This window comes from Alkalitalea saponilacus, assembly GCF_900168165.1.
GTDB classification, from domain to species: Bacteria; Bacteroidota; Bacteroidia; order Bacteroidales; family Marinilabiliaceae; genus Natronoflexus; species Natronoflexus saponilacus.
Genome location: NZ_FUYV01000012.1, coordinates 61,184 through 76,497 on the forward strand (window position 1 = coordinate 61,184; position 15,314 = coordinate 76,497).

General features: G+C 38.3%; 14 protein-coding genes. 10 read left to right on the plus strand and 4 right to left on the minus strand.

Features of this window, described 5'->3' with window-relative positions:
* Positions 1-24 precede the first annotated feature (24 nt).
* From rpsA to B5X70_RS10710, 10 genes are all read left to right on the plus strand, one after another.
* On the plus strand, positions 25-1,911 hold the full coding sequence (gene rpsA, locus B5X70_RS10665) for a 30S ribosomal protein S1 (protein ID WP_079557890.1): 1,887 nt from the start codon (positions 25-27) through the stop codon (positions 1,909-1,911).
* Between the two features lie 27 nt (positions 1,912-1,938).
* Positions 1,939-2,295, plus strand: a complete 357-nt coding sequence (locus B5X70_RS10670) for an STAS domain-containing protein (RefSeq protein WP_079557891.1) — start codon at positions 1,939-1,941, stop codon at positions 2,293-2,295.
* A 16-nt stretch (positions 2,296-2,311) separates the two neighbouring features.
* Complete coding sequence (locus B5X70_RS10675; RefSeq protein WP_079557892.1) at positions 2,312-3,241, plus strand: ribonuclease Z; 930 nt, start codon at positions 2,312-2,314, stop codon at positions 3,239-3,241.
* Between the two features lie 78 nt (positions 3,242-3,319).
* Positions 3,320-4,849: a glutamine-hydrolyzing GMP synthase gene (guaA, locus tag B5X70_RS10680; protein WP_079557893.1), complete on the plus strand. Its 1,530-nt coding sequence runs from the start codon at positions 3,320-3,322 to the stop codon at positions 4,847-4,849.
* Positions 4,850-5,235: 386 nt separating this feature from the next.
* The gene (locus B5X70_RS10685; protein ID WP_079557894.1) at positions 5,236-6,816 is read left to right on the plus strand and encodes a S41 family peptidase; all 1,581 of its coding nucleotides are present in this window, start codon (positions 5,236-5,238) and stop codon (positions 6,814-6,816) included.
* A 235-nt stretch (positions 6,817-7,051) separates the two neighbouring features.
* Positions 7,052-7,651, plus strand: coding sequence for a nicotinamide riboside transporter PnuC (gene pnuC, locus B5X70_RS10690; protein WP_079557895.1), 600 nt, complete (start codon positions 7,052-7,054; stop codon positions 7,649-7,651).
* A 23-nt stretch (positions 7,652-7,674) separates the two neighbouring features.
* Entirely contained in the window at positions 7,675-8,211 is a 537-nt protein-coding gene (locus B5X70_RS10695) for an AAA family ATPase (RefSeq protein ID WP_079557896.1), read from the plus strand.
* A complete protein-coding gene (gene epsC / locus B5X70_RS10700; protein WP_079557897.1) occupies positions 8,208-9,134 on the plus strand; it encodes a serine O-acetyltransferase EpsC in 927 nt (308 codons plus the stop codon). The genes B5X70_RS10695 and epsC overlap by 4 nt, the downstream gene beginning before the upstream one ends.
* 216 nt (positions 9,135-9,350) lie before the next feature.
* Entirely contained in the window at positions 9,351-9,899 is a 549-nt protein-coding gene (locus B5X70_RS10705; RefSeq protein ID WP_079557898.1) for a SiaB family protein kinase, read from the plus strand.
* A gap of 18 nt (positions 9,900-9,917) precedes the next feature.
* Positions 9,918-10,298 (plus strand): DUF1987 domain-containing protein, encoded by a 381-nt coding sequence (locus B5X70_RS10710; protein WP_079557899.1) that lies wholly within the window; start codon positions 9,918-9,920, stop codon positions 10,296-10,298.
* A gap of 86 nt (positions 10,299-10,384) precedes the next feature.
* Here B5X70_RS10710 and B5X70_RS10715 read toward each other — a convergent pair whose 3' ends face one another.
* The 4 genes from B5X70_RS10715 to B5X70_RS10730 all read right to left on the minus strand — a co-directional run bounded on the left by B5X70_RS10715 (position 10,385) and on the right by B5X70_RS10730 (position 15,212).
* Positions 10,385-13,462 carry an ATP-binding cassette domain-containing protein gene (locus tag B5X70_RS10715; RefSeq protein WP_079557900.1) on the minus strand — a complete coding sequence of 1,026 codons (3,078 nt, stop codon included), beginning with the start codon at positions 13,460-13,462 and terminating at the stop codon, positions 10,385-10,387.
* A 48-nt stretch (positions 13,463-13,510) separates the two neighbouring features.
* Positions 13,511-13,942 carry a hypothetical protein gene (locus B5X70_RS10720; protein WP_143255065.1) on the minus strand — a complete coding sequence of 144 codons (432 nt, stop codon included), beginning with the start codon at positions 13,940-13,942 and terminating at the stop codon, positions 13,511-13,513.
* Between the two features lie 130 nt (positions 13,943-14,072).
* Complete coding sequence (locus tag B5X70_RS10725) at positions 14,073-14,633, minus strand: PepSY-associated TM helix domain-containing protein (protein WP_079557902.1); 561 nt, start codon at positions 14,631-14,633, stop codon at positions 14,073-14,075.
* 102 nt (positions 14,634-14,735) lie between these two features.
* On the minus strand, positions 14,736-15,212 hold the full coding sequence (locus B5X70_RS10730) for a hypothetical protein (protein ID WP_079557903.1): 477 nt from the start codon (positions 15,210-15,212) through the stop codon (positions 14,736-14,738).
* Positions 15,213-15,314: the final 102 nt, after the last annotated feature.

A 15,314-nucleotide genomic window follows, 5' to 3' on the forward strand; every position in this document is an offset into this window, starting at 1 on the left:
AATTAGTTTTGTAATTAAATTTTAATGGCAGAATTAGAAGAAAACGGCCAGAACCAAGAGGTTCAGTCCGAAATTAAAGAAGAGCAGAAGGTACAGCCTGCTGCTGAAAAAGTTGCAACTGAAAGTGCAGATGACAACTTTGACTGGGATAGTTTTGAAGCTGACGACATGTCGTTAGAAGGTGCCAAAAAGGAAGACCTTGAAAAGCTTTATGATGAAACCCTTTCCACCATTTCTGAAAAAGAAGTGATTGATGGTACAGTTATCGCTATGAATAAGCGTGAGGTAGTCATCAACATTGGTTTTAAATCTGATGGTATTGTAAGTCGCAACGAATTTCGTTACAACCCCGATCTGAAAGTTGGAGATCAGGTTGAGGTTTATGTAGAAAGTCAGGAAGACAAAAAAGGCCAGCTGGTTCTTTCGCACAAAAAAGCAAGAGCATTACGCTCATGGGATCGTGTGAATGAAGCCCTGGAAAAAGACGAAGTGATTAAAGGATACATCAAGTGCCGCACCAAAGGTGGTATGATTGTAGATGTATTTGGAATTGAAGCTTTCCTTCCGGGTTCGCAAATCGATGTGAAACCTATTCGTGACTACGACGTATTTGTAGGAAAAACCATGGAGTTCAAGGTTGTAAAAATCAATCCTGAATTTAAGAACGTGGTTGTATCGCACAAGGCTCTGATTGAAGCTGAGCTAGAGCAACAGAAGAAAGAGATCATCTCTAAACTGGAAAAAGGACAAGTCCTTGAAGGAACAGTTAAGAACATTACCTCTTATGGTGTGTTCATTGACCTTGGGGGTGTTGATGGACTTATCCACATCACTGACCTGTCATGGGGACGTGTTTCTCATCCTGAAGAGATTGTACAGTTGGATCAAAAACTTAATGTGGTTATTCTCGACTTTGATGATGAGAAAAAGCGCATCGCACTTGGCCTTAAGCAGTTAACTTCTCATCCTTGGGATTCATTGAACCAGGAACTTAAAGTAGGTGACATTGTTAAGGGTAAAGTGGTCGTAATGGCTGACTACGGTGCATTCGTTGAGATTGCTGCAGGTGTTGAAGGTCTTATTCACGTTTCTGAAATGTCATGGTCACAGCATCTTCGCAGTGCTCAGGACTTCCTGAAAGTGGGCGATGAGGTTGAAGCTACTGTTTTAACTCTGGATCGTGATGAGCGCAAAATGTCGCTTGGTATTAAGCAACTTAAGCCAGATCCATGGGATAACATTGAAGAAAAATACCCAATGGGTAGTAAACATTCAGCAAAAGTTCGTAACTTCACTAACTTTGGAGTCTTCGTAGAAATTGAAGAAGGAATTGACGGACTGATTCATATTTCTGACCTTTCATGGACAAAGAAAGTGAAGCATCCGGCTGAGTTTACTGCTATTGGTGAAGAAATTGAAGTGGTTGTACTTGAAATTGACAAGGAAAACAGACGTTTGAGCTTAGGACATAAGCAATTGGAGGAAAACCCATGGGATGTGTTCGAAACTATTTTTACTGTTGATTCAATTCATGAGGGTACAATAGTTGACATTTTCGATAAAGGTGCCGTTATTGCATTACCATACGGAGTGGAAGGATTTGCTACTCCTCGTCACCTTGTTAAAGAAGATGGATCGCAGGCCAAAGCCGAAGAAAAACTTCAATTTAAGGTAATTGAATTTAATAAGGGAGCAAAACGCATCATTCTGTCTCACTCTCGTATTTTCGAAGATGAGAAGAGATCTGAAGAGCAAACAGCTAAGAAAGAGCAGGTAAAAGCTGCTGAGACTACCAAGAAAAACGTGAAGAAACTCAAGGATAACCTTGAAAAAACCACGCTTGGTGATATTTCCGAACTGGCTGCTTTAAAAGATCAGATGGAAGCTGATGAAAAAAAGCCCCGGGAATAGAATTATTTAATTAACTGTTAAATCAACATGGATTTTAAGATCGACAAACTGGATGACTTCATCCTGGTGAAGGTACAAAAGGAGAAACTTGACACAACTGTTGCCCCAGGACTGAAATCAGAACTGGTTCTTCTTGCCGGTAACAATGAAAAGAATATTCTTTTGGATTTAAGTAAATGTACTTATTGTGACTCATCCGGTTTGAGTGCCATATTGGTTGCCAACAGATTATGCAAGAATAGTGATGGGGTATTTGTGTTGGCTGGTTTACAGCCTGCCGTTGAAAGATTGATTTCCGTTTCACAATTAAACACGGTCATCAATATTGCTCCCACTGCTGAAGATGGCATTGAAGTAATGCGTAAGTCTTTGCAGTCAAAATAGTTAAGGAGATTCTTTGATGCAATTTTCTGTAACTATTTTAGGTAGCAATTCAGCATTACCCACATCAGAAAGATTCCCAACCGCTCAGGTGCTCAATGCATCTGAGCGGTTTTTTTTAATCGATTGTGGAGAAGGCACACAACTCCAACTGCGACGAAACAAAATTAGGTTTAACCGAATCAATCACATCTTTATTTCTCACCTGCATGGAGATCATTGCTTTGGATTGATTGGATTAATTTCCACATTCAGCTTGCTTGGACGTAAACCGGATCTGCATATTTATGGACATGAAGATCTACAAAGGGTAATGCAGCCACAAATTGATTATTTCTGTAGGGAAATCTCTTTTAAAGTGGTATTTCATAGCATTGAGCCTTCTAAATCGGATGTAATTTATGAGGATGAAAAGATAAGTGTGGAAACCATACCAATGAAGCACCGCATTCCAACATGTGGCTTTCTTTTCAGGGAAAAGCCACGCAAAAAACATGTGATTCGTGATATGCTGGATTTTTATCAAGTACCTTTAAAATCAATACCACTCATTAAAAATGGTGAAGACTTTATTACCAGTGAGGGTGAAGTGGTTCCGAATGAAAAGCTCACCAAACCTGCTGCTCCACCCAGAAGCTATGCTTTTTGCTCCGATACTGCATATAATGAAAAGATTATTGACCAGATAAGGGGAGTTGATTTAATGTATCATGAAGCAACCTTTCTTGATGAGAAGGAATCTCTTGCTAAATCAACTTTTCACAGCACAGCCCGACAGGCTGGTCTGCTTGCCCTAAAAGCGGAAGTTAAGAAATTAATAATAGGTCATTTCAGTACCCGGTATTTCGATTTGGATCCCTTTCAGCAACAAGCTCAATCAGTTTTTCCAAATACCCAGCTTGCAAAAGAGGGTAGGATTTTTGAAATTCCGTACATTCCAAACCTATAGAATCATATAATTTGATTGATTCTCATTATATTTGCGACACCATTCAGATTATAAAAATCAATTTTAAGATATACACAAATGCAGAACAAAATCATCATTCTTGATTTCGGATCACAATACACACAGTTGATTGCCCGACGTGTAAGAGAACACAATGTATATTGTGAAATCCATCCTTATCATCATGTTCCTGAGTTGGATGAAACGGTAAAGGGGGTCATATTATCCGGAAGTCCATCCAGTGTTCGCGATGAAAATGCTCCAATTCCCCAGTTAAGCCATATCATTGGAAAGTTGCCTGTTTTAGGTGTTTGTTACGGTGCACAGTATCTTGCCCAATCTTACGGCGGAGTGGTCGAAGCTTCTGATTCACGGGAGTATGGACGTGCCAATCTTGAATTTGTAGATAATAAGAGCAAACTTTTTTTAGAAATTGAAGACAGTAGTCAGGTTTGGATGTCACATGGTGATACAATCATGCAGTTGCCCGATGGATTTGAAATCATTGCCAGTACTAAGGATGTTAGAGTTGCGGGATATCATGTTGCTGAAAAAAATATTTACGGTATACAATTTCATCCTGAGGTTTATCATACCATCCAGGGTACTCAGATTTTGTATAATTTTTTAATTGATATTTGTGGATGTATTCAGGATTGGAGTCCGGCTTCTTTTGTTGAAAGCACCATAGATTCGTTGAAAAGTCAACTTGGAAACGATAAAGTTGTTTTAGGTCTTTCCGGTGGAGTTGACAGTTCTGTGGCAGCCATTCTGTTACATAGAGCCATAGGCAACAATTTGACTTGTATTTTTGTGGATCAGGGATTGCTGCGCAAAAATGAGTACGAAAATGTGCTTGAATCCTATAAACATATGGGATTGAATGTGATTGGTGTAAATGCAAAAGATCTTTTCCTTGGAGAATTAAAGGGTGTGAGTGATCCGGAGACCAAAAGAAAGATCATCGGGCGTCTTTTTATCGAGGTGTTTGATGCCGAGGCAAAAAAGATTAAAGATGTTAAGTGGCTTGCTCAAGGAACCATCTACCCCGATGTCATTGAGTCTGTTTCAGTCAACGGTCCTTCAGTTACCATCAAGTCTCACCATAATGTTGGAGGTTTGCCTGAGAAAATGAATCTGAAAGTGGTTGAGCCGTTAAGACTATTATTTAAAGATGAAGTTCGCAGGGTTGGACACGAAATGAAGATTTCCCCCACCATACTTGGACGTCATCCCTTCCCGGGGCCCGGGCTAGCCATACGTATTTTAGGCGATATCACGCCTGAAAAGGTCACACTTCTTCAGGAGGTGGATCATATTTTTATTGAAGGATTAAAGTTTAATGGATTGTATGATAAAGTGTGGCAAGCCGGAGCCATGTTGTTGCCTGTTCAATCGGTTGGTGTTATGGGAGATGAGCGAACTTACGAGAGTGTGGTAGCACTCAGAGCTGTGCAGTCCACAGATGGGATGACTGCTGACTGGGTTCATTTGCCATATGAGTTTTTAAGTCGCATATCCAACGAAATTATCAACAAAGTGCGAGGGGTTAACAGGGTGGTGTATGATATCAGTTCAAAGCCACCGGCTACCATCGAATGGGAATAATCTTATTATGATTTATTATTGAAAACCGGAATTTAAGATTCCGGTTTTTTGTTAAAAAAAAATAAACTTTTTTCATCCGGATAAATACGATCGATCGATTAATAGGCCTGTAACTTTCATTGTATTAGATTTGTATAAAAGTTTATCATCGCGTTAAGCGATGAAACCATAAAAGCATCTTAATATTTGACATAACCGAAAGAGGTAATGCAACGTAAACACATTTGGTGTATAAACTGTTCTAATTTAAAACCATAATAGAATTCCTTATCTGAACTCTCTTTTATTTCTGCAGGGTTTAAATGAATAAATGATTATGGTTTAATTTTTGCTTGACTATTTGCAGAGAGAACGATTTGTGAATTGGATAATATAATAAATCAGGTATGATGAAGTTTCGTTTATTGTTTATTTTCTTATTACCGTTAACGCTGTTAACGGCACAACGCAACGATCCGGCTTTTAACAATATTCAAATTGCATGGCAATTGATTACCAATTTCTATGTAGATACAGTTGATAGTGACGCGCTTGCTCGTGAAGCAATTGAATCCATGCTTCGTAAACTGGATCCTCACTCGGTTTTGATTCCAGCCGACGAAGTAAAAGCTATGAATGAGCCTTTAGATGGTAATTTTGAGGGAGTTGGCATTGAGTTTTCCATTATGAACGATACATTGGTGGTGATTACACCCATTGTTGGGGGACCATCTGAAGAGGTTGGAATCCGGAGCGGTGACCGTATTGTGGCCATAGATGGTGAAAATGTTGCCTCCATTGGATTGCAAAACTCTGATGTTTTCTCCATGTTGAGAGGACAAAAAGGTACGCGAGTGACAGTTTCAATATACAGAAAAGGAACTCCCGGATTACTGGATTTTACAGTAACACGCGATAGAATACCTATATATAGTCTGGATGCATCTTATATGGCTACCCCGGAAACAGGTTACATTAAACTCAGCAGGTTTGCAGCCACTACTCACGAAGAATTTACCAAAGCTTTGCGGGAATTAAAGCAACAGGGAATGCAGAATCTGATACTTGATTTGCGTGGAAATGGAGGTGGATACCTCAAAGCTGCACTGGATATAGCCGACGAGTTTCTGGATGCAAATAAAATGTTGCTTTACACTGAAGGAAATTCAGTCCCTCGAAGAGAGCACAATTCCAGCCGTGGGGGACTTTGGAGAAAAGGTGAATTATTGATCATGATTGACGAAGGCTCTGCCTCTGCAAGTGAAATTGTAGCCGGTGCCGTGCAAGACTGGGACAGGGGAGTGGTTATAGGTCGTCGCAGCTTCGGCAAGGGTTTGGTTCAGCGTCCGTTTAGTCTGCCCGATGGCTCCGAAATTCGTTTAACCATTGCCAACTATTATACTCCTTCAGGACGAAGCATTCAAAAGCCATTCAATAATGGCGTGAAGGAGTACCGTTCCGAAATTGGTCTTCGTCATTTAAACGGGGAACTTACCAATGGTGATTCCATTCAGTTTGAAGGTGAAGAGGTTTACAGAACGCTTGTTAGCGGTCGTGTAGTGTATGGAGGTGGTGGAATCATCCCCGACCTTTTTGTCCCGCTGGATACCACTATGTATTCTGATTACTACAGACGCATTGTTGCCAGTGGTACGCTCAACAGAGTTACAATGGAATACATGGATAACAACCGTAGGAGATTCAATGACAAATTTCCCGATTTTCATAAGTTTAATGAAACATTTGTGATTCCTGACGAATTAATTAGTAAATTAATTGAGGAGGGTGAAAATGCTGGAATATCTCATGATAGTAAAGGAATGGATGTTTCAGGTGAATTAATCAAAACCCAGATGAAAGCTTTAATTGCACGTGATTTATGGGGAACCAGTGAATATTACAGGGTCTTAAACCCGCTTATATCAGTATATCATAAGGCCATTCAGTTAATTGAAAACCGCGATTTGTTTGTTGAATTATTGAATTGATATCATTGGAATATATCAGCTAATTATAAAACAATGAAAAGGTTGCTCCCACGAGCAACCTTTTTGTATTTATAATCATATGCAATTGATCGTTATTATTCATGTTTGAAAGAAAGATAATAGGAACTGTTTTACTAATTTTAGCCCAAACATCAAACAAACTCTTGTTTGCGCTGCAAAAAATGAATCTATTAAATAAACCCTACCGGGTATTTAAAACACCTAAACTGATTAAATGGTTAACTGGATCGTAACTCATTGGATGGAACTTGCAGGCACGCTGTTTGCTCTGATATACCTCTATCTGTCAATTCGGGAGAATATTTGGCTATGGCTATTTGGGTTTCTGACCTCATTTTTATATCTGATAATTTTTTTCCAATCTCGTCTTTATGCCGATATGGGTTTACAATTTTACTATCTAATTATCAGTATTTATGGCTGGTTTCACTGGATGGGAAGAAGGAATGGTATCAAGCGCATTGAAACTAATTTGGCAACAACCTCGGTAGGAGGAAAACAGGCGGTATTGCTTTTTATGGCTACTGCTGTAATAATGCTGATTATATATGTCGCGTTGAAAACATTACCTCAACTGTTGGCAATACCTGAATCGGAATTGCCGGTTGCAGATGCTTTTACAACTGCAGCGGGAATTGTTGCAACATGGATGCTTGCACGTAAAATTCTTGAGAACTGGTTGATTTGGATTGTTGCCAATACGGTTTCCTTTGGAATGTATATTTATAAAGATCTGTATGTTACCTCGTTCCTTTTTCTGGTTTATACCATCATGGCAGTGGTTGGATATTATCAGTGGAAACGTAATATGTGAATTCAATAAAACTCAATACCAAGATGTTATCAGTTGTTATTTCCGGTCCGGAAGCGTCCGGCAAGTCAACACTCTCCAATCAACTGGCAGATGCTTTCAACGGGTTGGCAATTCCGGAGTATGCCAGAGATTATGTCAGTCGTCTTAATCGGAAGTATACATTTAGTGATGTTGAAACAATCGCACGCAGACAAATTTTTGTCTATAAAAAACTACAAAACAGCTACAGAGGGGATAATCTTCCGGTTTTTTTTGATACCTTTCTGATTATAACAAAGGTTTGGTTTGAGGATGTATTCGGGTGCTGCCCGGTTTGGCTTCATAAAGAAATATTGCAAACTAAACCTGATCTAGTTCTTTTATGTTTTCCCGATCTCGATTGGAACGACGATGGAGTCAGGGAGAATGGTAACCGAAGAGATTATTTTTATAACTGCTATGTTGAATCGCTGGAATACTATGAGATTCCATGGTTTAAAATATATGGACAGGGTGATACTCGAAAAGAATTGGCGATAAAAATATTAAACAGATTTTTAACAAAACCTCAAATAAAATGAGCACAAACACTTATCCCGAAGCACTGAGGACTACCATTAAAGCTTTGTCAAACGAAAACTCATATAAATCGGTATGTCACCATCACTATCCCGATCAGCCGATGCCATCCATGCAGGTAATGGAAGAAATTGTAGATTTGGTTAGGGAAATTATTTTTCCCGGTTATTTTGGGGGCTCTCCGGCACGTCCCGCCAGCATCGAATACTACATTGGCGTAAACGTAGAGTTGCTATATGAGAAACTGCGTCAGCAGATATTTGCCGGCCTCTGTTTTGGATGTGATGATGCCGACAGATTTGAAATTGCAGCTGGTAAAAAGCAAGCTACTGAAATGGCCATTCAGTTTATTTCTCAATTACCTGATATCAGATATTTAATGTCTACAGATGTAGAGGCTGCCTATCTGGGTGATCCGGCGGCCAAAAGCAGAGCAGAGGTGATATTTTGCTACCCGGCCATCAGAGCTGTTACTAATTACCGAATTGCACATGCTTTGCTTGAACTTGGCGTGCCCTTAATTCCCCGCGCAATATCCGAAATGGCTCATTCTGAAACCGGTATAGATATTCATCCACGAGCAAAAATTGGTCATAGTTTTACCATAGATCATGGTACCGGAGTTGTTATTGGAGCCACTTCCATAATTGGCAATCACGTGAAAATATACCAGGGGGTTACATTAGGTGCTAAAAGTTTTCCGTTGGATGAAAAAGGAAATCCCATTAAAGGCATTCCGCGTCATCCTATTGTTGAAGATAACGTAGTAATCTACTCCCAGGCAACAATTCTTGGAAGAATCACAATTGGTGCCAACTCTGTTATTGGAGGAAACGTATGGATAACTTCAAATGTTCCTCCAAATAGCAAAGTTATTCAGGAGAAATGGCGTTCCACCGGCTTTGTTGGTGGTGATGGAATTTAGCACCAATTGACTCTATAGGACGATTCTTTGTTAACATAAATTCACTTTTTATCAAAGAAAACTGTTTTTTCATCTGATATATTTTTGGTTTTGCCAAAAAAAAGTCATTTTTGATTAAAAATTCCTAGTGAAATAGTAATATTACGTGGGAATTAAAGCAGGGAAGTACATAAAATTTTTATCTTTGTTAATAGATTAACGGATACCAAACTAGTGATGGGGTTTGATTTAGATAAATGGATAGCACAAAAAATGCAAGGTGAAGTCATCCTTAAATATGTAGGGGATGTCTCTTCCGATAAAATAACGGATGCTTTGGATAGCATTGAGTCCTATCTAAATCTTAAGAATGAAAAGAATAAAACAAGGAAAAAAGTTTATAATGTGTTTGTAGAATGCATTCAGAATTTATTTCACCATGTTGACATTCCTCCCGTCACTGCAAAAGTTGATTTGGTTCCAAAATTTGGTGTGATAATACTCGCGAGAGATAATTCCTTTTATCGCATCTCAACTGGAAATTTTGTGCTTATAGATAAAATAAGTATTATTAAAGACAGAATTGACCAGGTGAACTCCCTGTCAGATGAAGAAGTCAGATCAATTTACAGAGATATATTAGGAAATGAGGAAATTACATTGAAAGGAGGAGGAGGGTTAGGCATGCTGGATATAGTTAGAAAAACCGGAAACAAATTGGAATATATGCTTTATCCGCATGACAATGAATACCTGTTTTTTTCCTTAGATGTTTATATTAGCTAAATAACACGGTTGAACAATATGGAAACAATTATTCGCGAAGGGAGTCCCAAGACTCCTTATGTTCGATTAGATGGAGAAAAAGGATTAATCGAAATAAAAGGTCGATCCATTCCCGAGAATTCAGTAGAATTTTATAAACCACTGATTGACTGGCTTGATTCATATGGAAATCAACCTCTGGATTCTACAAGCGTGAATGTTCAACTTGAATATTTTAATACAAGTTCTTCAAAGTGTATTCTTGATATTTTTAAGAAACTCGAACTGATTTACAAAAAAGGAAGTAAAGTTCACATCAATTGGTACTACGAGGAGGATGATGAAGATATGTTTGAAGCTGGAGAGGATTACCAGTCGATTATCAACATTCCATTTACCATGATTGAAATGGAAGAGTAACAGCTTTTAGATGTTTATGGGAATTTTGCATAAAGCATAAATGCTTGATATTTAAAGCCATGCTATTTTTATTGCATGGCTTTCTTTTAAGTATTGAAGTCAGCTTTTTTCGTAATCTTGTTTTTAAACGTAATACTTTTGTTCATCCCTTTCCTGAACAATCCTGCATATAAGAGTATAAACAAAGAAATGTTGTAAATCCAGATCACAGCTAAATTAAACCAGAAAGTGTCAATGCTTCTGTTTCCAATGTTTTTGGTTGGCGCTAAAAAATGTGCTTTAATCATTTGAAATTTAGGATCCATATAGATGGGATCGAATTTTTGGATAAGCTGATTATCGTACCGAATGACTCTATTTGCAAATATATCATTACTTCTGCGCACAAATCTTTCAAGGTTGTCGTTATGGTGCTTGTTTCGTAAATAAGTCAGGTATTCGTTGCCCTGGTTATCAATAATGCTGCGGCGACGATTTTCATGAGCCTCATCAGCACGATTGTAAAGATTGATATAAAAGGTTCGAACTTTATTTAGATATTCCTGAATTTCCATAATGAACTCATCATTCAGGGTGGCGGTAAAAATTCTTGAAGTATCAAAATCGAGATCCTGAATCTCTCTCTTATTTAATTTGGTGAACTCATTATAGAACAATTTTAATATTTCCTGCTGTTCTTTCTCAGGTACTCTGGTCAGACGTTTTGATAGATTGTGCAATTCAGAGTACCAAAAATCCTTTTTATAGGTTGCCTGACTTTTTAATCTCTCGAAAACGTAAAACTGTTGCTGATATTCGTTGTTTTTGAATTGATGAACAGCAAGCCCTTCAAACGCCCATCTGGCCGTTATCAGTTCACCATACCACGGAATGGATCGGGTGGAGGAGAGTTTTGGATTTAATTGGTCATAACTTACAAAAACGCCACTTAGAATAAGTTGAGGAATAATTAAAAAGGGAATCAGGATATAAATGTTTACCGTTTTCTTAAAGCTGTCAGAAATATTTAGCCCTAGCAAATTAGCAAATACGGCAGACGAAAAAAGCATCATCCAATAAGCCATACCCATATTCTCTATTTGCATAATTGAATTTCCAACCAGGACAAATAAACCGGTTTGAATGGCTGATAATATGGCCAGAATAAATACTTTTGAAAAGAGGTAACTTAGTCGACTCAAATCAAGAAAAGCTTCCCTTTTCAGAATTTTCCTATCATTAATAATTTCTTCAGCACTTACAGACAGACCTATGAAAATGGCAATTATTACTGCGATAATAATATATACGGTGAGATTTGGGTTGTGAAAGAATATATAACTTCCCGCGCCATCTGCACCTACGTCAAAATATAATATCATGCTTGCAAGAATAATTGCAAGCATTGGCGATTCAAGCAGATTTATTACCAAATATTGTTTGTTGGCAAGTTTCGAGTATACGTCCCGTTTTAAAAATATGAAGAACTGTTTTATGCGATTTGGAATATGAAAACTGATTTCGGGTAATTCCTCTGGTTTATGCAGTATCTGTTTTTTTGTTGTTGCCAGCGAATTATTGTATGTCTGGTACCACTCTTCTGCTGTTACCTTTCGAGTATCTGTAGGGTTTCCATATTCATCAAGAACATGGTTGTTGATGATCGTTAGAATTTGTTCAGGACTCACATTGCCACATAACGGACATTCGCTCTCGTCCCGATTGATGTGATTTATACATCCTTTGAAAAAGTTAATAGCCTCTACTGCATCTCCATTGTAAATCAGGTATCCACCTGAATCCAGAACGAGCAACTGGTCAAACATCTTGAAGATGTCTGAAGAGGGTTGGTGTATAACAACAAATATGAGTTTTCCTTTTAGAGCCAATTCCTTTAACAAGTCCATGATGTTTTCGGAGTCTCTTGAAGATAGTCCGGAAGTTGGTTCATCCATAAACATCACAGCAGGCTCTCTGATGAGTTCAAGAGCAATATTCAGTCGCTTCCTCTGGCCGCCACTGATTTTTTTATCGAGTGGCGATCCAACTTTCATATCCCTGATCTCGTAAAGACCCAAAGTTTTCAGAAGCGAGAGAACTTTTCTTCTGATGTTTTGAGTTGTCAGATGATCAAAACAGAGCTGTGCATTAAAAAAAAGGTTTTGATATACAGTGAGATCCTCCATTAACAGATCATCCTGAGAAACGTAGCCGATCAACCCTTTTGTCTTATCTTGATTTTCATGGATGTCCTGTCCATTGATGGTTACTGAACCACTTTGTGGTGTGAAAATCCCTGTGAGCAGATTGATCAATGTAGTTTTACCTGCTCCTGAGTCTCCCATTATTCCTACTAAACTACCAGATTCTGAGGTAAAGCTTAATGGATGAAGTCCTGTTTCGCTGCCGGCATATTTAAACAAAATATTGTCAACATTGAATTGGATTGGTTCTTTGTGTCCGGGTTTATAAAACCTGGAGGCAATATCCGTATATGTTATAGGCGTAATCCGGTTATGACGCAATGAACTCCCGGGACGCATAAAGTGTATCTTTTTCGGCTGAATCAGCTGACCGTTTATGGTAAGGTCACTACCCTTCTGTGATTTAATAATCAGAAGATTTCCTGAATGGATGTTGAGGATTCTAAGTTCGTTTCTCAGGTGTTCCCTGTATAGATAGCCTTGTTTACCTTTATGGCTCTCTTTTCCACTTACAATAAGAACATTATTCCCCGGAGTCTGACTTTTAAAATCATCTGTAATAAAAGCAAATATCTCCAGATATTCGTGAGAATTAATATTAAATGTATCGGCAATGGTGTTTGCAAACTCAAGTTCGGTTTCTGCAATGCCTTTGCTTCCTGAATTTAAGAATTCAAGAAGCTGAATAATTACAATGAGTTTCTGGTAATGTGTGAGTTCCTCGTTAATGCGGGTGGCTATTCGAAGTACTTTGACTGAACTGGCAGCAAATCTTTTCTTGATCCTGCTTTTTTCCTTTAGACGGGTTTCTTGCTCAAGGAGAAAATTCTCATATATGGTAAGGTATTCTTCTACTCTTTGATTATTCAGCTGTTGTGTGAGGTAGTCCCTTACTACATTGTGACGGTTCTCTTCATTTTGGTTGGGTGAAGATACCAGTGCAAATAACTGCATGAGTGCTTTAAGAATACCTTCGCTCATTTTACAAATGGTAGATTAGAACCGTGGGGCAAAATAAAGGCTTGTCGATTATTCCCGGCTATGTTTAAAACCTATCAGAAGCATGGCCATACCAGATTGAGCAATTTCATTGTTCAATCTGGCTTCAATGATGCATTCCATTGAGCCTTCCATTTGAAAATCCCACATACCGGCATACCCATATTCTGAACTGTTGAATAACAGATTTCTGTTTGTATCATAAATTGAAAACTCCATCAACTTCTCTTCAAAAGTGCATAAAATAATACGGTATGTATTCCCGTCGAAAAGAGTGGTTCTGAACTCTGCAACTTCTTCTCCTGTTAAAAAAGCCTTCATGGAGCGATCTCCTACAATAAAAGGCGGGCGAATATCGGTCATGCATTCTTTTACCAGATCTTCCTTCTGTGAATTAATACCTGTAGGCATTAATAACATGGATAGTATAAAAACGAAAAATATAAGATGTTTTTTATTCATCGGTTATGGATTTTTTTCCTTATGTATCCCAAAGTTATTCAAATCATCTTACATTATAAATAGCAAAATCATCTTTTTTTATAAAAGAATCAAAAAGATGGGTGATTTTATTCATTTGTTTGATGTATGCTTAACTGTAAAACAATAGAAACAAAACTGGTAATAAAATTCCTGCTATGGTTAACCATGCACCCCGTCGGGTTATTCCATTTTTCCCTTTTAGGATAAAAAGACCTGTTATGGCAATTAAAATCAATGAAACGGCAAAAATATCAGAAAACCATTTCCACCAGGTTCCGGGGTTGTAGTGGAGCAGGTTAACCTGGTAAAACACCGGCCTTTTTCGAATGCTTTCGTAGACTTGAGTCTCTCTTTGAAAGTTTAATGTAAGGGTACTTTCTCCTTCTAAAAATATTCTGATTTGATTTGGCGCCGGACTAAAATGACTTTTATACTGTTGACGAATGTTTTGTTCTTTCAGGTAGTTGCGAAACGCCTCATCAGTGCCTGTAAGCAAAGTTGAGTCCGCCATCAGCGGACTCTCTACGTGTGTTATGATGTAATTTGGATTCCAGTCGTTGCGATGGTTCATAGCAATACCTGAAAGCCCATAAATAATAACCATTCCGAAAAAGAAATACCCAAGATCGCGGTGAATAACCCGATTAATTTTTCTCCAATTTATCTGCATTTTTTATGAATTGCTTATGCTGTTTTTGGGAAAACAAATTGGTTTGATGTCCAGGAATGATCCATCTTTAGAACATTCCCGAAGCCTCGGGACTCACTCGTTTCAAGAAACGCTTTTAAACTCCTGACACAACATTTCAAGTTGTTGAGCTGAAGCGGCAGCTGAACAGCTGTGACCATCTGCATGGTTGTGTCCGCAACCACTTCTCAATACACTGATGACTCCGGTGGCCGAAATTTGAGACCCTTCAAGGGATGCCTCAAAATTGGTGATGGATTCTCCAGCCGATATCAATAGAAGATAATCATCATGATCTCCTTTTATGAACATGCGCTTCCCACTGTGACGACAAGTGTGTATGCAAAGACCGTGAACTGTAACAAGTTTGCCATTGTATTTCTCGGCATTCTCAAAAAGTTCATCAACGGAGATTTCAGCAACCGGCTCAGCTGGTTTATGATGGTCGCAACACTTTTTGGGCGTTTCTGTATTTGAAGCAACAGGAGCACTTCCAGGTGTGTTACACGAAACCAGAAATGTAATGAGAATTGAGACGATGATCAAGCTATACTTTTGCATAAATTATTTGTTTTATTGAATATAATAGTAGTTTGTCAATACTTTTTAAATATTTGGTTTGTAGATGAATAAATACATAAATTGATTAAACTTAAGAACCTT